The sequence below is a fragment of the Sorangium sp. So ce119 genome, assembly GCF_051524405.1.
GTDB lineage: Bacteria > Myxococcota_A > Polyangia > Polyangiales > Polyangiaceae > Sorangium > Sorangium cellulosum_G.
In genome coordinates, this window is the sequence record NZ_CP150310.1 from 8,604,376 (window position 1) to 8,623,219 (window position 18,844).

Here is an 18,844-nt window from a genome sequence, read left to right on the forward strand (position 1 = left end):
CTCATGAGACTTTCGCAGCTAGCGCTCTCCTTGTTGTGGTTCCCGGTCGCCCTCTCAGCCACCACGTTTGGGTGCGCCACAGGTCGCGTGTCGATCGGCGATCTCGACCCGGATGGCTCGGGCACGGGCGGCTCGTCGGGTTCCGGCGGCACGGGCAACTCGGGCAGGTGCAGCACGCCGGTGGCCTCCCGTCCCTTCAGCCTGGACGACTGGCCGGCAGTGGGTGGCACTTTTCCGCTGGCGATCACGGGCATCGCCTTCGATCCATCCGGCAACCTCGGCGTGACAGGGTACACGGCGTCGGACGTCGACTTGGGCGGCGGCGTGCTCCGGTCCGGGGGAATCGACGACCTCCTCCTGGCGAAGTACGATGCCGCGGGCAACCACACCCTCAGCAAGCTCTTCGGCGATGATTCGGGCCCGCAGGCCGGCCATCACGTCGTTTTCGACGCGGACTGCAACATGTTCCTCGTACGCATGCTCGTGAACTCATCCTGGGACAGCATCTCCTCGCACAGCATCTTCCTGGACAAGCTCGACAGCGCCGGCACCCCCCTGTGGAGCAAGCACCTCAACGCCGGGTATGAAGCAGATTGGTATATCCGATCCATCGCGGTGGATCCGACGACGGGTGGCGTGGTGCTCGTGGGACGCTACTACGGGGACTTCGATCTCGGGGGAGGTCGGCTACCGCTCGTAGAGAGTGGTTACGACCCGTATAGCGGCTACGCGGCGAAGTTCGATGCGATGGGAGACTTTGTCTGGAGCAAGTTCTCCCCGAGCGGCAGCGGCAGGTACACGCCAGGCGGCATCATGGCCGTCGACGCTTCAGGGCATATCGTGATCGCGGCCGACGACTCGGACATCTACGATGACGGTTCAGGCCTATTCGCGCGGCTCTGGCTCGCGCGGCTGGACGCCTCGGGCAACGATCTCTGGAGCAAGGCGTGGACAGCTCCTCTCCATCGTCAATCAGCCTCGGATAGCCACGAAGGCCTCGCTGGCATCGCGGTGGACGGCGACGGAAGCGTGTTCCTCGCCGGGAGCGCGCACTGCGACTTCGATTTCGGCGGCGGACCGCTGGTTGGCGCGGATTGTTCATCCGACAATGCCTTCGTGGCGAAATTCGACGCTCGTGGAGGCCACATCTGGAGCCGAGTCATCGCGGGCAGCTCTGCATCCAGAGCAGTGAGCCTCGGTGTCGACGCTCTCGGGAACACCTTCGTTGCGGGCACCTTCACCGGGACCCTGGACGCCGACGGCACGGCGCTCGGCGCAGAGGACGGAGCTGAGCGGAGGTTCGTCGTGCGGCTCGACGGGGATGGGCATATTTCGTGGTCCCAAACCCTCGGCCCCGAGCTCAGCAACGTGCTGAGCCTCGCCGTGGACCCCCGAGGAAACGTCGCCATTTTGGGGGAAGACGACAGCGGCGGGACTGGATCCCCGCTTTTCTACGGATGGGGAGGAAATGTCGTGACGAAGCTCGACGTCGCAGCGCCGTGACCCTGCTTCGAGCAGTTCTCGAAGGAAGCGCGTCGTCCGCCGGTCGGGCGCGCGCTGGATCCCGAGCCGGGGGTGGGATGAGCGGAATGCACGCGGGGCGGGGCCGATGGCCCTGCGACTAGGGGCACGCGCAGACGCCGCCGTGGTGTGAGCAGCAACCCCGCTTCACGTAGGCGCAGGTCGGCGACAGCGTGCCGTCGCAGCAGCACACGCGGCCCTCGGGCGCCGGCCGCGAACGCGCCGGCGCAGCCGGCCCGCCGCCCGGTCGCGCGGGGGCGGGCGCGCCTTCGGCCTCGCGCTGCGCCTCGGCCGCCCTCTCAGCCTCGCGCTCGGCGATCAGCCGCCGGCCCTTCTCGAGCGACGCGCGCGCCTGGGCCGCGCGCTCGTCGCGCGGGGCAGCGCCGGCGAGGTAGCGGAGGAGCGCGTCGCAGGCCGCGGCGTCGCCCTGCTGGCCGCAGGCGAGCTCGGTCGCGGCGAGCTCGAGATCGGCGGCGTGGGCCGCCTCCTCTCGCCGGCGCGCCGCCTCGACGGCCTCGAGCTCGGCGCGGCGGCGCTCGGCCTCCGCGGCCTCGTCGGCCTGACGCTGCGCCTCGATCTGGGCCTGCCGCGCCTCGCGCTGCTGCCGGTGGCGGGCGACGAGGGCCCTCGACGCGCGCAGATCGGCCTCGGCCTGCTCGCAGCCCGACACGCACCTGTCGGCGCGGGCCCGCGCGTCGAGCTCCAGTACGAGGCACTCGGGCTCGCTCCGGCAGCCGCGCGAGAGCCGGCTCCGGAATCCGTCGTCGTGCAGGGCCCCGTCGCCGTGGTGGCAACCGGCCAGGAGGGCGGCCAGGGAGAGCCGGATGACGGCACGGCGGATCACGCGGCCATTCTCCCGCCGCGCGCGGGGACACGTCGAGCCCTTGCGCGCGGAATCACGACAGACGACACCGGCGACACGGACGACGGCAGCCGTCGGACGAAAGCCGCCCGTTGCGCGGCGCCGGCGGCGGCGCAATGCTCGCGGGCCCCCTCGCAGCGAGGCCCCCCCATGAGCCTGTCGACAGTCCTCCGCGTCCTCGGCCGCGCCGATGGCGAGGTCCACAGCGTGTTCCGCACCGGGTCGCGCGTGTACGGCACCGCGACCGCGACGTCCGACGAGGACTTCGTCGCCGTCCTCGCGCGCCGGGACGCGAAGCAGGACCTCGCGTTCGCCCCCGGCGTCAACGTGGTCGTCCACGGGCTCGACACCTTCCGCGGCGCCCTCGCCGATCACAGCGTCTTCGCGCTCGAGTGCCTGTTCCTCCCGCCGGAGCACCGGCTCAAGGAGGCGAGGCCGCCCTTCCCGTTCAAGCTCGACCGGAAGAAGCTCGCCGCGTCGGCCGCGAGCCGCTCGGCGTCCGACTTCAAGAAGGCCGGCGCCCGCTTCGACGAGGAGCCGGAGGCCTCGAAGAAGAAGCTCTTCCACGCGCTCCGGGTGCCGCTCTTCGCGGTCCAGATCGCCGAGGCGGGGGCCATCCACGACTACGGCGCGGCGAACCCGATCTGGCGCGAGATCGCCGCGGACGAGCGCATCGACTGGGAGGAGTACCGCAGGACCTACGGCCCGCTCCGCGAGCGCCTCTGCGACCGGCTCGCGGCGCTGGCCTCACGGCGATAGGCCCTCTGCCGGCGAGGGGGCGAGCCGCTGCGCCCGGATCTCCTGGTGCATCCAGTGCTCGTCGGTCTGCACGTGCCCGCGCCGCACCCACTTGGCGAGGCACCTCTGGAACATCGCGTCCGGGAACTCGGCCGCGACGCGCACCACGACCCCCTCCCGCGGGCCGCCGAACGCGGACGGCTCGCGCGCGAGGGCGGTCGTCAGCGCCTCGAGCTCGCGCTCGCTCTCGACGACGCCCCGGAACAGGACAGGCACCGTGGGGAGCGACAGATCCTTCGCCTGGGCGACGACCATGTCCCACTCCCAGAAGAGCCCCCGCGCGTCGTCGCGCACGCCGAAGACCAGCGAATAGCCCGGCAGCGCGTCGTACTCGATGGAGTGGACCGCGTAGCAATACTCGCAGAAGAGCGACATGCCGTCCGAGAGGAGGTGCGCGATGCTCGCGTGCGTGGCCTTCGCGAGGTCGAAGCTCGGGTGGGACGGAGGGCCCGAGTGCGAGCGCGAGAAGACGCTCTTCCGCGTGTAGGTGAGGTTGCTCCCGTCGCACTTCTCGGTGATGACGATCTCGACGCCGAGCAGCCCCGACACGTCCGCCATCCGCTTGTCGTCGGACGTGCCGCCGGGCGACCATGGCAGGTGGAACGAGCGAGGGTATTTGGCGGACATGGAGGCGCCAGCGTAGCACCGCCGCCCCGGCCCCGACATGCTACGTTCCCGCGCCGCGCGCCGTCGGAGACGGCCCGCGCTCGCCAGGGGGTGTTCGTCATGTCGTCCTCGTCATCGCTGCTCGACCTCCTCACGCCCGATCCGGCGCGTGTCCCCTGGGACGATCTCCAGGTCTTCGACTGGGTGCGCGCGCTCGAGGCCTGCCCGCAGGACCCGATCCACCACGCGGAGGGCAACGTCTGGATTCACACCCGCATGGTGCTGGAGGCGCTCCTCGGGCTGCCCGCGTGGCAGGCGCTGCCCGCGGAGGAGCAGCGCGCGGTGTACCTCGCGTGCCTGCTGCACGACGTGGCGAAGCCGGCGACCACCCGCGAGGAGGACGGGCGGATCACGGCGAAGGGCCACTCGCGCGCGGGGGAGCTCCTCGCGCGCCGGCTGCTCTGGGAGCTCGGCGCGCCGTTCGCGCTGCGCGAGCAGGTGTGCGCGCTCGTGCGCTACCACCAGATCCCCTTTTACCTCATCGAGCGCGACGACGCGCAGCGCGTCGCCGCCGAGGTCAGCCTCCACGCGCGCTGCGACCTGCTCGCGCTCGTGGCCGAGGCCGATATCCGCGGGCGCGTCTGCGCGGACATGGCCCGCGTGGTCGACAACATCGAGCTCTTCCGCGAGTTCTGCCGCGAGGAGGGGTGTTACACGGCGCCGCGCTCCTTCGCTTCGGATCACACGCGCTTCGTGTACTTCCGGTCCGATCCCGCCAGCGGGCGGCACCCGGACGTGGAGGTGTACGACGACACGCGCGCCGAGGTCGTTGTGATGAGCGGGCTCCCGGGCGCCGGGAAGGACACGTATGTTCGCGAGCACCTCGCGGGCTGGCCGGTCGTCTCCCTGGACGCGCTGCGGAGCGAGCTCGAGATCGATCCGACCGACGCGCAGGGGCAGGTGGTCCAGGCCGCGCGCGAGCGGGCGAAGGAGCACCTCCGGCGCGGCGAGCGGTTCGTGTGGAACGCGACGAACCTGTCGCGGCAGCGGCGCGGGCCCTTGCTGCAAATGGCGGCCGACTACGGGGCGAGGATCCGTGTGGTCTACGTGGAGGTGCCGGCGGCGGCGCTGTTCGCGCAGAACCGCGCGCGCGAGGCGGCGGTGCCGGAGGCGGTGATCCGGCGGATGAGCGAGCGGTGGGAGATCCCGGCGAGGACCGAGGCGCACGAGGTGGCGCTGGCGGTGCGCGGGGCGGGGTAGAGCGCTGGATCCGGGCTGACCGGCCCCCGGAGGGGGCCTACCGCGATGCGTTCAGACGAGCACGTCGTGGTGGCGCGACGCGGCCTCGACCGCTCGGCCAGGTTGGTTTTCCCTGACGGAGAAGGATTTGAACCACAGAGAGGCACAGAGGGCACAGAGGGAGAATTGTTGATTCGGTCCTCTTGCCCTCTGTGCTTCGGCGGTCCCTCTCTGTGATCAGGGTGATCGACGGAGAGTCAGGCAGGCCGGTGCGTGGGGTCATGTTGGCCGATCCTCCGGGCACCCCGGAGCGCTGCGCCGCTACCTCCGACCGAACCCCGGCGCCAGCATCGCGGCCCACCGCGCCGGGCTCTTGATCCGCTCCCGCGCCATCACGGCGTCCGCCACCAGCAGCCGCTGCAGCCCCTTCTCCCCGCCGAGCAGCTCGCCGGCCTGACGCCGCGCCGCGGCCCCGTAGAGCGACATGTCCGCCTCGTCGAACCCGGCCGCCGACGCCTCGAGCTGCGCGATCGCCGCGTCCCTGTCGCCCCGCAGCGCGGCCGCGCCGGCGCGGATCAGCGGCACGAACGGGTCCGACCACGCCGTCTTCTCGCGGGCGAGCGCCGCGGCGTCCCGGAGCGCCGCCTCGATCAGCGGCTCGGGCTCGGCCGCGCCCTCGGCCGCCGCGAGCGCCGTGCTCGCGCGCTCCACGTGCGCCATCACCCGGCTGTTCTGCATCATCAGCAGCATCGAGCCCTCGAGCGCCGGCCAGGCCGCCGTGAGCCGCCTCATCGCGGCGCCGGCGCGGCCGGCGTACCGGTCGACGTAGGTCTCGCCGAGCAGCCCGACGAAGTGCTCCAGGTGGAACCCCGACGTCGTCCACCGCGACAGCGCCCCCGCGATCGCGCCCCGCGCCCCCGCCACGTCGTCCGCCGCGAGCGCCACCCACGCGGCCTGCACGCTGAAGATCGCCACCGCGTAGCGGTCGCCCCGCTGCTCGGCGCCCCGGAGCACCGCCGGCATCGTCCGCCCGAGCGCGTCGATCTGCCCGCGGTAGTACCGCACCCACGACGCCATGAGCTGCGTCGTCACGAGCTCCCAGGCGACGCCGGCGCAGCGATCGCGCAGCAGCTCGTCCGCCTTCTCGTACCACGCGGCCGCCGCCCTCCAGCGCCCGGCCGTGAACGCCTCGAGCATCCCGGAGACCATCATCGACAGGCCGAGCAGGTGCGGGCTGTCGAGCCGCTCGGCCAGCGCGCGCACCGCCGCGACGAGCTCCTCCGCGCGCGCCCGGTTCGGCGACCCCATCATGCACGCGGACGAGGCCTCGAACGCGAGCGCGCGGCCGATGCGGTACGGCTCGCCGGCGCGCAGCGCGAGCAGGAGGGCGCGCGCAGAGAACTCGGCCGCGCGGACCATGTCGACGCCGGAGAGCCCCACCGTCACCGTCCAGCACGCGTCGATGCGCGCGAGATCCTCCGGGCGCACCTCCCGCTCGGGCCGCTCGCGGAACCGGAGGCCCCGCAGGCGCAGCTCCGCGCGGTGCAGCAGCAGCGACACCAGCGCGCGCCGCGGCGTCTCCGGGAGCGACAGCCCGACCGCCTTCAGCACGGCGCGGATCAGCTCGAGCCCCTCGTCGATGTGCCCGCTCCGCAGGTACTGCTCCGCGGCGCGGCGGCGGAGCTCGAGCCCGGGCCCGCTCTCCGCCCCCTCCGCGGCCGCCGCGTAGAGCTCCGCCGCCGCCGCGCCCTCGCCCGCGTTGACGAGCGCGTCGGCGCACCGGACCTCGAGGGCGCGCCGCTCGGCCTCGGGGAGCTCCGCCTCGCGCGAGAGGAGGCCGAGCGCGCGCTCGTGGAGCCGCGCGGCGCGCTCGAACGCGAGCGCCTCGGCCGCCTGCTCGGCCGCGCGCGCCGCGAACCGCCCCGCCCGCGCCGGCTCGCCCGCGCCGAGCCAGTGCCGCGACAGCGTCTCCGCGTCCGCCGTCCCGAGCGCCTCGAGCGCGCGGCCGAGCCGCCGGTGCCGCGCCGCGAGCTGCTCCGGGGCGAGCCGGCCGACCACGGACGCGCGCACGAGGTCGTGCGACACCTCGACGAGCTCGCCCTCGCCCGCCGGCCGCGCGGCGATCAGGTCCTCCGCGAGCAGCAGCGCGAGCGCCGGCGCGCGCTCCTCGTCGTCGAGCTTCGCCGCGCGCGCGGCGACCGCCGCGTCGATCGGCTCCCCGGCGACGGCGATCACCTCGAGCAGCCGGCGCGCCTGCTCCGGGAGGCGGTGGAGCCGCGCCTTGAGCGCCCGGGCGAGCGCGGCGTCGCCCTGCGCGGCGCCCTCGCCCGCCGGCTCCTGCGCGTCGCGCGCGAGCTCGCCGAGCAGCCGCGGATCGCCCCGCGACGCGCGCGCGACGGCGTCCGCCCGCGCGCGCGTGCCCTCGCCGCGCGCGAAGAGGAGCGCGAGCGCGAGCTCCTCGGCCTCGATCGGCGACAGCGGGCCGACCACGATCTCGCGCAGCGCGCCGTCCCGGTGCTGCCGCTCGACGCGCTCCGGCGCGCCGGGCGCGGCCTCGCCCTCCCCGGCGGCGCGGAGATCGAGCCCCGTCCCGTCGAGCAGCGCGCGGAGCGGCGCGCTCGCGGCGACGTCCTCGGTCCGGTAGCTGCCGAGGAACATCATCGCGGGCGCGTCGGGCGGCCGCGTGAGCTCGAGCAGGAGCGCCGCGCTGTCGATGTCGCTCCACTGGAGGTCCTCGATCGCCACGATGAGCGGGCGGCGCTCGGCGATCCGCCAGAGGAGCTGCCGGAGCGCGGCGAAGCTGCGCCGCCGCAGCTCCTGGGCGTCGGGCGCCTCGCTCACGCGCGGCGCCGCGGCGACCGCGGGCACGCGCCCGAGCGCCGGGAAGACCCGGGCGAGCGCGCGGACGTCGCGCGGCAGGAGGCGCGCCGCCTCGTCGTCGGGGATGCGCCGGAGGTGGCGGCTCAGCGCCTCCATGAGCTCCCCGAACGCGTTGTAGGACTCGGTGGCGCCGAGGGCGCAGCGCCCGCGCAGGACCACCGGCCCCTTGTCGCGGCGGAGCCCCATCAGGAAGTGGTGGATGAGCGCGCTCTTGCCCATGCCCGCGCCGCCGTGCACGAGCACCGAGACGGGCCGCTCCACGAAGAGCGACTCGGCGGCGCGGTGCAGGGCGCGCAGGTGCGGGCGGCGGCCGATGAAGTGCTCGATCGTCGGCGGCGCGACCGGGAGCAGCGCGCTCTCCGGAGCGCCGGGCCCGGCGCCGCTCGGGTCCTCCGCTCCGCGCCCCCCGCCCTGCTCCACGGTCACTTCTTGCTCAGGAACGCATCCATGGCCCGCCGGTGCTCGGGGCCGTTCCACTGCGCGGCGAACGCCTCCCGCTCGACCTCGACGGCCGCGGCGCGCAGCGCCTCGCGCACCCCGCGCAGCGACCGCTTCATCGCGGCGACCGACGTGCGCGGGCTGTCGGCGATGCGGTTCACCTGCGCGATCGCACGGCTCCGCGCCGCGCCCGTCGGGACGACCTCGCTCACGAGGCCGATCCGGAGCGCCTCGGCGGCGTCGATCCGATCCGCCGTCAGCAGCAGCCGCGACGCCTCGAGCGGGCCCACCCGCTCGCAGAGCCGCGTCAGGCCGCCCCAGGCCGGCGACAGGCCCATCTTGACGTGGCGGAACGAGAGCCCGGCGTGCTCCTCGACGATGACGAAATCGCAGAGCAGGAGCAGCTCGCAGCCGCCGCCCAGCACGTCGCCCTGGACCGCCGCGACGATCGGCACCTCGCTCTCCTCCAGCGCCGCGAGGCCGTCGAACATCGCGAGGATCTCGCCGCCCGCCGCGCCGCCGCTGGCGAGCGCGTGGAGCTCGCGGATGTCGCCGCCCGCCACGAAGACGTCGCCGCCCGCCGCGATCACGACGCCGCGCACGCGCGGATCGGAGCCCGCGAGGCGGATCGCCTCGCCGAGGCGCCTCGCGAAGGCGCTGTCGATGGCGTTCCTGCGCTCGGGGCGATCGATGGTGAGGACGACCGCGTCGCCGGCCGCCTCGACCCGGAGGGTCATGAGACCGCCCTCCGGGCGCCCCTCCCGTTCGTGAGGATCGCCGGCTTCCGGCGGCCCCCGCCCGTGCCGTTCTCCGCCGCGCGGCTGAGCCGGCGCGGGACGGGCATGCGCTCGTCGTGGATCACCTCGGCGATCCGCGCCTCGAGCGTGCGGCGGCTCAGGCCGCGCTGCTCCTCCGCGTACCGCTCGGCGTAGCTGATGATCGCGCCCGCGACGTCGACGCCGCTCGCGCGCTCGATGCCCTCCAGCCCGGGCGAGCTGTTGATCTCGAGGATCTTCGGCCCGGAGCGCGCCTCGAGCATGTCGACGCCGGCGACCTCGAGGCCCATCGCCTTCGCGGCGCGGATCGCGACGCTGCGGTAGAGGCGCGGCAGCTTCACCCGGTCGCCCTTGCCGCCGCGGTGGAGGTTCGAGCGGAACTCGCCCGGCTTGGCGACCCGGCGCATCGACGCGACGACGCGGCCGCCGACGACGATGACCCGGATGTCGCGGCCCTTCGACTCGCGCACGTACTCCTGGAGCACGATGTCCTGGCCCATGGCCCAGAACGTCTCGAGCAGCGCGTGCACGGCGTGCGGCGTCTCGGCGAGCATCGTGCCGATGCCCTGGGTCCCCTGCTGCAGCTTCACGATCGCGGGGCAGCCGCCGACGAGCGAGAGCGCCGCCTCGACGCCGGCCGGGTTCCGGGCGCACACGGTGATCGGCACGTTGAGCTTGCGGCGCGTGAGGAGCTGGAGCGCGCGCAGCTTGTCGCGGCTCCGCGCGATCGAGACGGCGCCGTTCAGGACGGGGACGCCCATGAGATCGAACTGGCGGACGACGGCGAGGCCGTAGTTCGTGATGCTGGCGCCGATGCGCGGGATCACGATGTCGAAGCGGGGCACCGCCGAGCCGCCGACGAGCAACGAGGGGCGACCGCGCGACACGACGATCTGGAAATCGAGCGGATCGATGACGCTGACTTCGTGGCCGCGCGCGCGCCCCGCGAGCACGATGCGGCTCGTCGAGTAGAGGGACGCGTTGCGCGACAGGACGAGGAATCGCATGTGGCCGGGAGGCTAGCAGAGCCCGCAGACTGCGTGGATGGGTGCGCGCGTCGATCGACGTTCTGCCGACGTTCTGCCGACGTACCGCTTCCCACCGCCCAGCCGGCGCTTGCGCTTACGCGGCGGCGCTCGCGGTCGTGCGCCGCGCTGTCTGCCCGCCTTTCCAGGGGCGGGCTCGACAGGGGCGGAAGCGCTGGAAGGCGCGGCGCTTGCGCTGAAAAATGTTTCGTGTACGAATTATTTTCATTCTGGCGGCGAGGAGGGGTTCGCGATGTGGCAGCCGTTCACGGAGGAACATCAGCAGTTCAGGAAGACGGTGCGGGCCTTCGCAGAGAAGGAGCTCGCTCCTCATGTGGAGGCGTGGGAGGCGGAGGAGTGCTTCCCGAGCTGGGTGTTCAAGCGCGCCGGCGAGCTCGGGATCCTCGGCGCGCACTTCCCGGAGGAGCACGGCGGCGCCGGGCTCGACTACTGGTTCTCGGCGGCGAAGGCCGAGGAGCTCGTGCGCTCCACGATGGCGGGCGTCTCGATGGGGCTGCTCGTGCAGAGCGACATGGCGACGCCGGTGATCAGCGACATCGGCACGAAGGAGCAGATCGAGGAGTTCCTCCGGCCGGCGCTCGCGGGCGACAAGATCGCCGCGCTCGGCGTCTCCGAGCCGGCGGCCGGCAGCGACGTGGCCGGCATCCGGACGACCGCGCGCAAGGACGGCGATGACTACGTGCTGAGCGGGCAGAAGACGTTCATCACGAACGGGACGCGCGCCGACTTCGTGACGCTGCTCGCCAAGACGTCGCCGGACAAGGGGGCCCACGGCTGCTCGTTCTTCCTCGTGCCGACGGCGCTCCCGGGCTTCAGCGTCGCGAAGAAGCTGCGGAAGATCGGCAACAAATCCTCGGACACGGCGGAGCTCTTCCTGGACGACGTGCGGGTGCCGCGGCGCTACCTGCTCGGCGAGCCGGACCAGGGCTTCGCGTACCTGATGCAGAACTTCCAGACCGAGCGGCTCGTCGCCGCGGTGGGCGCGATCGCGAGCTCGTTCATGACGCTCGACAACACGGTCGAGTACGGGCGCGAGCGGGTGGCGTTCGGCAAGCCGATCATCAAGCGCGAGTCGTGGCAGCACAAGTTCGTGGACCTGTACACGCGCTGCGAGGCGGCGCGCGCCTTCGTCTACAAGTGCATCGACCACTACAACGACGAGCGGTACGTGCGGAAGGTGCCGATCAGCTTCGACACGGTGAAGCTCATCTCGATGGCGAAGATCCTGGCCGGCGACGTGGCGAACGACGTGGTGGACACCTGCCTGCAGTTCCACGGCGGCTGGGGCTACATCGAGGACTTCCCGATCGCGCGCGCCTGGCGCGATCAACGGCTCCTGCGCATCGGCGGCGGGACGACCGAGACGATGAAGTATTACCTGGCGAAGCTGATGAACTTCTGAAGGCCGGCAGCGCGCGACCACGCGACCGCGCGGCGCCACGGGCCGCGCCGGCGAGGCGCTGAGCCCCGCCGGCGAGGCCGGGACCGGAAACCAACCGTCGGCTGAAAAAAAATAGAGACAAGCGGCTCGAGAGGCTGTAGACATGCCGCTCCCAACGACCGGGGCTGTAGCTCAGCTGGGAGAGCGCATGACTGGCAGTCATGAGGTCAGGGGTTCGATCCCCCTCAGCTCCACTGATTCGTCCACCACCAGGACCAAAGGACTCCCCCGGGAGTCCGGCACGCCGCGCCCGCCTGCCGGCATGCTCCTTCAGAACGCGCCGAGGTAACGCGGCGGCAGACCCACCCGCGGGTCGACGTGGAAGGCGCCAGCGTGCACGAGCGCGCGGCTGCCCCCGCCGGCGCCCACATCGAAGCGGTGGACGACGCCCCCGTCGGTCTCGGCGTCCGCGACGAGGCACCGCCCGCACGCGGCGGCGCAGCGCACCTCGCCGAGGGAGAACGGGAGTTCCTTCGAGCGCAGCAGGACGCGGGGCGCTCCGCCGGAGAGGTCGACCGCCGTCAGGGTGTCGTCGACAGCGCGCTCGCCGCCGACAGCGTCGCGCCCGAGCGTCGTGAAGAGGACCGTGTCCTCGGACGCGAACGCGACGGAGAAGCCGGGCGACCCCTCGCCGAGCTCGGCGGCCGTCCAGCGCCGCTCCTCGACGAGGCCGCCCTCGCCGCGGGCCAGGACCACGAGCCCCGCCTCGGCCAGGTTGGAGGCGGAGTCGCCGCCGAACGACCCGGAGCACAGGACCGCGAGCCGCCCGCCGCTCGGGGACACGGCGAGCCCCGTGCAGCCGTGCAGCCCGTCGAGGAGGGTGATCGCCCTGATCGCGTCGTCGCGCGCGTCGATCTCGACGAGGCGCGACGCGGCCGTCTCCAGGAACGAGAGCGTGGACGCCGTGAGCAGCACGTAGAGGCTGTCCTCGACCAGCGCCGCCCGGCTCGGCCGCGGGTGGAACTCCGGGTCCTCCCCGGCCATCGCGGGCGCGAGGTCGACGCGGCCGACGAGGGCGCGGGCCCCGGGATCGACGACGAGCACGTCGCTGCCGCCGTCGAGCGGCTGGGCGCCCGGGGCGAGGTTCGGCTCGAGGCGCGGGACGTACGCCTTCACGGGCGAGACCTCGATGTAGTCCTGCGGGTTCGCGGTGAAGCCGGTCGCCACCGAGAGCTGCCCGGTGACCTCGCCGCGCCGCGCGTCCAGCCAGGTGAGCGCGGAGGCCGAGCGATCGATCAGCGCGAGGCGGCCGCCGCGCAGGGCCATCGTCGGCGCGGTCACGTCGCCGGAGAGCGGCGCCGAGAGCACGACGGGCGCCGAGGCCGACGACGCGATCGACGCGGACAGGACCGCGCCGTCCCAGCTCAGCAGGCCGACGCTCGTGGACTGGTAGTCGCTGCTGATCACGACGGCGCCGATCCCGCACGGCCCCTCGGGCGCGTCGGTGCCGCCCGTGTCCTCGGGCGGCGCCGGCGCGTTGCACCCGAGCAGCGCGCCGGCCGCGCCCGCGGCCAGGGCCGTCCACGGCGGGGACCAGCGCGCGGGCCGGCGAGGGCCCCTGTCCAACGACGACGTCATCACCCTCATCACCACCACACCTCCATGGCCGCGTGGACGCTCCGCCCGGGGAGCGGGAAGCCGACCGCGTCGAGCATGCGCGCGCCCGTGGCGTTCTCCACCGCGAGGCGCGCCGACAGGCGCCCGTCGAGCGCGAGGACGGCGAGGTCCACGTCGACCGCCGCCTGCTCCGGGAGCACGAGGAGCCCCGCGCGGTCGGCGACGCGCGAGGACCGGTAGAGCAGCCGCGCGCCCAGCGAGGCGCGGCCGCCGCCGAGCCACGCGGGCTCCGCGTACACCTCGAGGGACGGCGCCGCGACGAGGCGCGACTGGAAGGGCAGGAGATCGCTCACGATCCCGCGATCCGGCGACGCGTCGCGCGGGTCGAGCGCGGTCAGCGTGAGCGCCGCGCGCACGTGGTCGAGCGCGGTCGCCGAGGCCGTGAGCTCGAGCCCGAGCACGCGCGCGCCCCGTACATTGTACGGCCGCACGGCGCCGAGGGCCGCGCGGCGGTACGCGACGAGCGCCGACGCGAGGCGCGCGAAGCCGAGGAGCTCGAGGGAGGCCTCGGCCCGCGCGCGCGGCAGCGCGGCGGACGCGCGCGCCCCGAGCTCGGCGGTGACGCCCTGCTCGGGCTCGAGCTCCGGGTTGCCGCGCACGATCGGCGAGATGCCGTGGAGCTCGCCGAGCGCCGGGACGCGCACGTAGCGGCCGACGTTGGCGAAGAGCGTGGCGCCGTCCGCGAGGCGCAGCCGCGCGCCGAGGCGGCCGCTCGGCTCGACGAGCCCGCGCGCGCCGCCGTCGCCGTCGACGCGCGTCGCGTGGTGCTCCACGGCGCCGAGCGCGTAGCCTTCCAGCCAGGGGGCCGGCGCGAACGACGCGCTCGCCGACGCGCGGGACGTCGCGCGGAGGGCGCGGAGCGGCGGCGCGCTCGCCTGGTCGATGCCGAGGCGCTCGACCTCGATCGCCGCGGAGGCCGACACGGTCACCCCCTCGGCGACGCGGAGGCGGACGGCGCCCTGCTCCGCCGCGCGCTCGCCGGCGCTCGCGACGAACGGCGAGGGCAGGCCGTGCCGCAGCAGGGGGTCGCGGAGGCTCTGGCGCGTGAGGATCGCCGAGCTCTTGAGCTCGAGGCGGCACCGCTCGACGCCGCCGGCGCGCGGGCCGGCGCAGGGGACCACGGCGGCGACCGCGCCGAGCCAGCGCTGCACGCGGGAGCGCGCGGCGTCCGCGGGGCTCGCGGGCGGCGCGGCCCTCGCCGAGAGGTCGCTCAGGCCCTGCTCGCGCGCGAAGCCGTTGACGAGGGCGGTGACGCCGCCGCCGCGCGGCAGCCGGTAGCGGGCGACGCTCCAGAGATCGTAGGCCTCGAAGTCGGCGTTCTGCCGGATCCGGGTGCGGTCGTCCGCGGGGGTGAGCCCCGTGTCCCCGTCGTCGAGGTACGGGTAATCGTTGTCGGCCGCGCGCCGGCCGAGCGCGAGCAGGACGCTCGCGCGCTCGTCGCCGAGGCTCGCCGAGGCCGACGCGGAGAGCTCGCCGAAGCTGCCCGCGCCGAGCCCCGCGCCGACGCGGGGGCCGCGCGGCAGCGCCGGCTCGAAGAAGATGGCGCCGCCGATCCCGAGGCGGTCGGCGTCGGCGGGCGCGTTGCCCCGGTAGACCTCGACCCGGTGGAGCATCCAGAGCGGCACGAGCGAGAGGTCGGCCGTCCCCGTGACGTCGTCGTTGAGCCGCACGCCCGCGAGGTAGACCGGGGTCTCGGCGCTGCTCGCGCCGCGGATCGAGGCGGTCGCGAGGTCGGCGCCGGCGCCGGTCCGGACGACCTGCAGGCCGGGGACGCGCCCCAGCACGGAGGAGGCCGTCGCGCCGGGGGCGCGGAGCTCGTCGCCGCGGATCACGTAGGACGCCGCGGTGGGATCGCGCGCGGCGACCGTCGCGGTGCGCTCGCCCTGGACGCGGACCTCGATCGCCGGCCGGCGCGCCGCGGGGGCCTCCTCCGGCGCGGCGCGCTCCAGCGCGGCGGCCTCCGGCGCGCCCTGCAGCCCGGCGGCTCGCGGCCCAGCCGCCCCCGGCGCGCCCTCCGGCGGGGCGCTCCCGGCGCGGGCGCCGCGGCCCGCCTCCTCGGCCCGCGCGCGCGGCGCGAGGCCCGCGGCCACGAGCGCCGCGCAGGCGAGCGCCCCGGCGCGCCTCACGGACACAGCGCGTGGACGATGCCCACCGCGTCGAGGTCGAAGACGTCGGGCGTGCCGGCGCGGTCGGTGATGCGCACGTAGCGGGCCAGCGGGACCCCGACGTCGGCCAGATCGAACGGATCGCCCCCGGCCGACGACGGATCGAGCGGGTCGACGTCGTTCTCGCCTGGGCTCGCGTGCACGGGGTGCCACCCGGCGCAGCCGTCGTAGGGGTAGCGGTCCGCGGCGCAGGGGAAGGCCGACCACGCGACGCCGTCCTCGCTCACCTCGACCGTGGCCAGCTCGGCGAAGACGTTCGCGGCGTCACCGCCGCGCTCGAAGGCGTTCTCGAACACCAGGAAGTCGGCGCCGGGCCCGTCGACGATCGCGTTGCCCTCGAAGGCCACGACGATCGACCCCCCGTCGCCCAGCGAGAGCACGTCGAGCGATCCGCCGCAGCAGCCGCCGCCTCGCGGCGGGCCGAGGACGATGTCCGGGAACCTGTCCTCACCGAACCCCTGCCCTGCTCCGAGGCAGGCAGACACCACGCGCGTCGCGAACCGCGCGCCCGGCCCGGCGCACGACGCCGCGCCGTCGCCAGCAGCTCCGCCGTGGCCGCCCGAGAGGCACGAGCCGCCCGCGCCCTCCGCGGCGGAGGGCTCGCCGGAGCCGCCGTCCTCCCGGGGCGCGTCGACGCCGCCGCACCCGGACAGGACAGCGGCGGAAGCGCCGAGGCAGACGGACCAGACGAAGAGGACACGCAGCGACATCCTGACCCCTGTTCGAGCGAGCTCGCGCGCCCCGGGGGCGTCCCGGCTCGGCGGCGCTCGGCCTGTCCCGGGGGGGACTCCATGTCCCCTCGTCCCGCGAGGGACCTCTTCGGCGGGACGGGCGGCTATCACGGCCTGCCGACACGGTCAACGCGCTTCCCCGGCCTGCCGCGCGGGAGTAGAGAACGCGGACATGGCTTCTCCGCCTTCCTGGGTGTTCCCGGAGCTCGACGCGAGCGCGGCGGACGCGGCGCGCGCGCGGCAGGACACGCTGACCAAGCCGCGCGGCAGCCTCGGCGCGCTCGAGGAGCTCGCCGTCGCGCTCGCCGGCATCCAGGGCGGGCCGCCCGCGAGCCGGCCCGCGGCGGCGGTGCTGTTCGCCGCCGACCACCCCGTCGTCCGGCACGGCGTCTCGGCGTATCCGGCCGAGGTCACGGCGGCGATGGTCGCGAACTTCGCGCGCGGCGGCGCGGCCGCCAGCGTGCTCTGCCGGCACCTCGGGGTCGAGCTGCGGGTCGTCGACGTCGGCGTCGCCCACCCGTACGAGCGCGTCGATCTCGACGCTGCCGGCGCGCACGCGCGGCTGCGGCGCGATCCGGTCGCCGACGACCCCATCTTCGACCTGCGCGTCGAGGACGCGCTCCCGGAGGCGGTCTACGAGCGCGCGCTCCGCGCCGGCGCCGCCGAGATCGACGCGCTCGGGGGCGACACGCGCGTCGTCCTCCTCGGGGAGATGGGCATCGGCAACACCACCGCGGCCGCCGCCATGACGGCGCTGCTCCTCGGGCTCGCCCCCGAGGACGTCGTCGGGGCGGGCACCGGCGTCGCGGGCGACGCGCTGTCGCGGAAGATCGAGGTGGTGCGCGACGCGGTCCGCCGCGTCCAGAGCGCCGACCCGCACCGCGTGGTGCGGGCGGTCGGCGGGAAGGAGATCGCCGCGCTCGTGGGCGCCGCGGCGCGCGCGATCGAGCGGCGGATGGCGGTGCTCGTCGACGGCTTCATCGTCTCGGCGGCGGCGCTCGCGCTCGTCCGGATGGCCCCGCGGGCGCGGGCGGGCATGCTCTTCGCCCACCGATCGGCCGAGCGCGGCCACGCCAGCATCCTCGCGGCCCTCGACGCCCGCCCGCTGCTCGACCTCGGGATGCGCCTTGGCGAGGCGAGCGCCGCCCTGGCCGCGCTGCCGCTCCTCGACGCCGCCTGCGCCCTTCACGCCGGCATGGCGACGTTCGCGAGCGCGGGCGTGCCCGATCGCGCTTCGCCCGGGCCCTCATGATGATGCCGCCGGTCCTGCGCGGCGCCCGGGCAGCGACGACCTTCCTCACGCGCGTCCCGGTCGGCGGCTTCCCTTATGCCGAGGCGGACTGGCGCTGGGCCTCGGCCTGGTTCCCGTTCGTGGGCGTCGGCCTCGGCGCCGTCCAGGCCGCGGCGTGGCTGCTCGTCGACCGGGGCGGCGCGCTCGTCGCGGCCAGCGTCACCGTCGCGCTGGGTCTGCTCCTCACCGGGGCCTTCCACGAGGACGGCCTCGCGGACACGGCCGACGCGCTCGGCGGAGCCTTCGACAGGGCGCGCATGTTCGAGATCCTGAAGGACAGCCGCATCGGCTCGTTCGGCGCCGCGGCGCTGATCGTGGTCCTCGTGCTGCGCATCGCGCTGCTCGCGCGGCTCGACGCCGCGGCGCCGGTCGCGCTGGTGCTGACGCAGTGCCTCTCGCGCACCCCGCCGATCTGGCTGATGGTCGCGCTGCCCTACGTCACGCAGGGCGCCTCGCGCAGCCGGCCGGTCGCGCAGGCGGCGCTGCCGCAGGCGCTCCTCGGCTCGGTCTGGCCGGCGCTCTTGCTCGCCGCCGCGCACGCCGCCGGGGCCGTCTCGGCCGCCGAGGCGGCGGCCATGGTCGGCGCGGCGGCCTCCGCCTCGGCGATCTGCGGCCTCCGCTTCCGCGCGCGGGCCGGCGGGATCACCGGCGACTTCCTCGGCGCGGCGCAGCAGATCGCCGAGTGCGCGGCGCTGCTCGCCCTCGCGATCGCGCGGGGCGGCTGAGCCGGGGGCGCCGCGCGTGGATCCCCTCCCCTGCGGCCTCATCGCGTTCCGCCACGCCCCCGTCCCGCTCTCCGGCGTCTGTTACGGCCGCCTCGACGTCGCGGCGGAGCTCTCCGCGGAGGCCGCCGCGACCGCGATCGAGCGCGCGCTCGCCGATCGCTGCCTGCGCCCGCGCGCGGTCTGGTCGTCCCCGCTCTCCCGCTGCGCCGCCCCTGCGGCCGAGCTCGCGGCGCGCCTCGGGGCGCCGCACGTTGTCGACGAGCGCCTCCTCGAGATCGCCTACGGCGCCTGGGAGGGGCGCGCCTGGTCCGACATCGAGCGCGACGACCCGATCGCGTACGCCGCGTGGCTCGACGGCTGGGAGCGCGTCGGCCCGCCCGGGGGCGAGTCGGCGCTCGAGGTCGAGGCGCGGGTGCGGTCGTTCTGGCGCGCGCTCGGCGCCACGTCCGGCGCGTTCAGCGCGCCCGGCACGTCCGGTGCGTTCAGCGCGCCCGGCACGCCCGGCACGCCCGGTACGTCCGGCGACGCCATGGATCCCGTCGGCGCGCGCCCGCACCTCCTCGTCGCGCACGCGGGGGTGCTGCGCGCGCTCCGCGTCGTCGCGTGCGGCGCGTCCTGGATCGAGGCGATGAGCGCGCCCGCGCCTCACCTCGCGCCCGAGCGCTTCCCGCTCCCCGCGCCCGCCCTTTCGCTGGCGGCCCCTTGAGG

General features: G+C 74.9%; 15 protein-coding genes and 1 tRNA gene. 8 read left to right on the forward strand and 8 right to left on the reverse strand.

The genetic code is table 11. The annotated features are described in order from the left end of the window. Positions 1–3: 3 nt before the first annotated feature. On the forward strand, positions 4–1,503 hold the full coding sequence (locus WME76_RS32495) for a hypothetical protein (protein ID WP_437956124.1): 1,500 nt from the start codon (positions 4–6) through the stop codon (positions 1,501–1,503). A gap of 118 nt (positions 1,504–1,621) precedes the next feature. Here the strand turns inward: WME76_RS32495 and WME76_RS32500 are convergent, their stop codons facing one another. Then, positions 1,622–2,365, reverse strand: a complete 744-nt coding sequence (locus tag WME76_RS32500) for a hypothetical protein (RefSeq protein WP_437956125.1) — start codon at positions 2,363–2,365, stop codon at positions 1,622–1,624. Positions 2,366–2,533: 168 nt separating this feature from the next. Here WME76_RS32500 and WME76_RS32505 point away from each other — a divergent pair, with 168 nt between their 5' ends. Further along, complete coding sequence (locus WME76_RS32505) at positions 2,534–3,142, forward strand: hypothetical protein (protein ID WP_437956126.1); 609 nt, start codon at positions 2,534–2,536, stop codon at positions 3,140–3,142. On the opposite strand, the gene WME76_RS32510 is transcribed toward WME76_RS32505, so the two are convergent. Beyond that, on the reverse strand, positions 3,131–3,808 hold the full coding sequence (locus WME76_RS32510) for an RNA ligase family protein (RefSeq protein ID WP_437956127.1): 678 nt from the start codon (positions 3,806–3,808) through the stop codon (positions 3,131–3,133). The two genes, WME76_RS32505 and WME76_RS32510, sit on opposite strands and share 12 nt — an antisense overlap. Before the next feature lie 99 nt (positions 3,809–3,907). On the opposite strand from WME76_RS32510, the gene WME76_RS32515 reads away from it, so the two are divergent. Continuing rightward, positions 3,908–5,047, forward strand: coding sequence for an AAA family ATPase (locus tag WME76_RS32515; protein WP_437956128.1), 1,140 nt, complete (start codon positions 3,908–3,910; stop codon positions 5,045–5,047). A 300-nt stretch (positions 5,048–5,347) separates the two neighbouring features. Here WME76_RS32515 and WME76_RS32520 read toward each other — a convergent pair whose 3' ends face one another. The 3 genes from WME76_RS32520 to WME76_RS32530 are packed head-to-tail and all read right to left on the reverse strand — an operon-like array spanning position 5,348 to position 10,127. Continuing rightward, entirely contained in the window at positions 5,348–8,326 is a 2,979-nt protein-coding gene (locus tag WME76_RS32520) for an AAA family ATPase (protein ID WP_437956129.1), read from the reverse strand. A 2-nt stretch (positions 8,327–8,328) separates the two neighbouring features. Next, on the reverse strand, positions 8,329–9,081 hold the full coding sequence (locus WME76_RS32525; RefSeq protein ID WP_437956130.1) for an enoyl-CoA hydratase/isomerase family protein: 753 nt from the start codon (positions 9,079–9,081) through the stop codon (positions 8,329–8,331). Further along, complete coding sequence (locus WME76_RS32530) at positions 9,078–10,127, reverse strand: RimK family alpha-L-glutamate ligase (RefSeq protein WP_437956131.1); 1,050 nt, start codon at positions 10,125–10,127, stop codon at positions 9,078–9,080. Before WME76_RS32530 ends, WME76_RS32525 begins: the two co-directional genes overlap by 4 nt. A 271-nt stretch (positions 10,128–10,398) precedes the next feature. Here WME76_RS32530 and WME76_RS32535 point away from each other — a divergent pair, with 271 nt between their 5' ends. Further along, a complete protein-coding gene (locus WME76_RS32535; protein ID WP_437956132.1) occupies positions 10,399–11,568 on the forward strand; it encodes an acyl-CoA dehydrogenase family protein in 1,170 nt (389 codons plus the stop codon). A gap of 160 nt (positions 11,569–11,728) precedes the next feature. Further along, positions 11,729–11,801, forward strand: a tRNA-Ala gene (locus WME76_RS32540). Between the two features lie 76 nt (positions 11,802–11,877). Here WME76_RS32540 and WME76_RS32545 read toward each other — a convergent pair. Genes WME76_RS32545 through WME76_RS32555 form a run of 3 tightly spaced genes read right to left on the reverse strand, consistent with a single transcriptional unit; the run spans position 11,878 to position 16,099 of the window. Next, positions 11,878–13,185 (reverse strand): hypothetical protein, encoded by a 1,308-nt coding sequence (locus WME76_RS32545; protein WP_437956133.1) that lies wholly within the window; start codon positions 13,183–13,185, stop codon positions 11,878–11,880. Between the two features lie 8 nt (positions 13,186–13,193). Further along, positions 13,194–15,350, reverse strand: a complete 2,157-nt coding sequence (locus WME76_RS32550; RefSeq protein WP_437956134.1) for a TonB-dependent receptor — start codon at positions 15,348–15,350, stop codon at positions 13,194–13,196. Next, a complete protein-coding gene (locus WME76_RS32555; RefSeq protein WP_437956135.1) occupies positions 15,347–16,099 on the reverse strand; it encodes a hypothetical protein in 753 nt (250 codons plus the stop codon). Before WME76_RS32555 ends, WME76_RS32550 begins: the two co-directional genes overlap by 4 nt. 193 nt (positions 16,100–16,292) lie before the next feature. Between WME76_RS32555 and cobT the strand changes: the two genes are divergently transcribed. Genes cobT through WME76_RS32570 form a run of 3 tightly spaced genes read left to right on the forward strand, consistent with a single transcriptional unit; the run spans position 16,293 to position 18,842 of the window. After that, positions 16,293–17,372 (forward strand): nicotinate-nucleotide--dimethylbenzimidazole phosphoribosyltransferase, encoded by a 1,080-nt coding sequence (gene cobT, locus WME76_RS32560; RefSeq protein ID WP_437956136.1) that lies wholly within the window; start codon positions 16,293–16,295, stop codon positions 17,370–17,372. Then, positions 17,369–18,136, forward strand: a complete 768-nt coding sequence (locus WME76_RS32565; protein ID WP_437956137.1) for an adenosylcobinamide-GDP ribazoletransferase — start codon at positions 17,369–17,371, stop codon at positions 18,134–18,136. The genes cobT and WME76_RS32565 overlap by 4 nt, the downstream gene beginning before the upstream one ends. Before the next feature lie 16 nt (positions 18,137–18,152). Continuing rightward, positions 18,153–18,842 (forward strand): histidine phosphatase family protein, encoded by a 690-nt coding sequence (locus tag WME76_RS32570; protein ID WP_437956138.1) that lies wholly within the window; start codon positions 18,153–18,155, stop codon positions 18,840–18,842. The last annotated feature ends 2 nt before the right edge of the window (positions 18,843–18,844 follow it).

Coding starts and splice junctions, on each gene's coding strand:
- WME76_RS32495 (WP_437956124.1), top strand. CDS start 4: ATGAGACTTTCGCAGCTAGCGCTCTCCTTGTTGTGGTTCCCGGTCGCC.
- WME76_RS32505 (WP_437956126.1), top strand. CDS start 2,534: ATGAGCCTGTCGACAGTCCTCCGCGTCCTCGGCCGCGCCGATGGCGAG.
- WME76_RS32510 (WP_437956127.1), bottom strand. CDS start 3,808: ATGTCCGCCAAATACCCTCGCTCGTTCCACCTGCCATGGTCGCCCGGC.
- WME76_RS32515 (WP_437956128.1), top strand. CDS start 3,908: ATGTCGTCCTCGTCATCGCTGCTCGACCTCCTCACGCCCGATCCGGCG.
- WME76_RS32525 (WP_437956130.1), bottom strand. CDS start 9,081: ATGACCCTCCGGGTCGAGGCGGCCGGCGACGCGGTCGTCCTCACCATC.
- WME76_RS32530 (WP_437956131.1), bottom strand. CDS start 10,127: ATGCGATTCCTCGTCCTGTCGCGCAACGCGTCCCTCTACTCGACGAGC.
- WME76_RS32535 (WP_437956132.1), top strand. CDS start 10,399: ATGTGGCAGCCGTTCACGGAGGAACATCAGCAGTTCAGGAAGACGGTG.
- WME76_RS32545 (WP_437956133.1), bottom strand. CDS start 13,185: ATGACGTCGTCGTTGGACAGGGGCCCTCGCCGGCCCGCGCGCTGGTCC.
- WME76_RS32555 (WP_437956135.1), bottom strand. CDS start 16,099: ATGTCGCTGCGTGTCCTCTTCGTCTGGTCCGTCTGCCTCGGCGCTTCC.
- cobT (WP_437956136.1), top strand. CDS start 16,293: ATGGCTTCTCCGCCTTCCTGGGTGTTCCCGGAGCTCGACGCGAGCGCG.
- WME76_RS32565 (WP_437956137.1), top strand. CDS start 17,369: ATGATGATGCCGCCGGTCCTGCGCGGCGCCCGGGCAGCGACGACCTTC.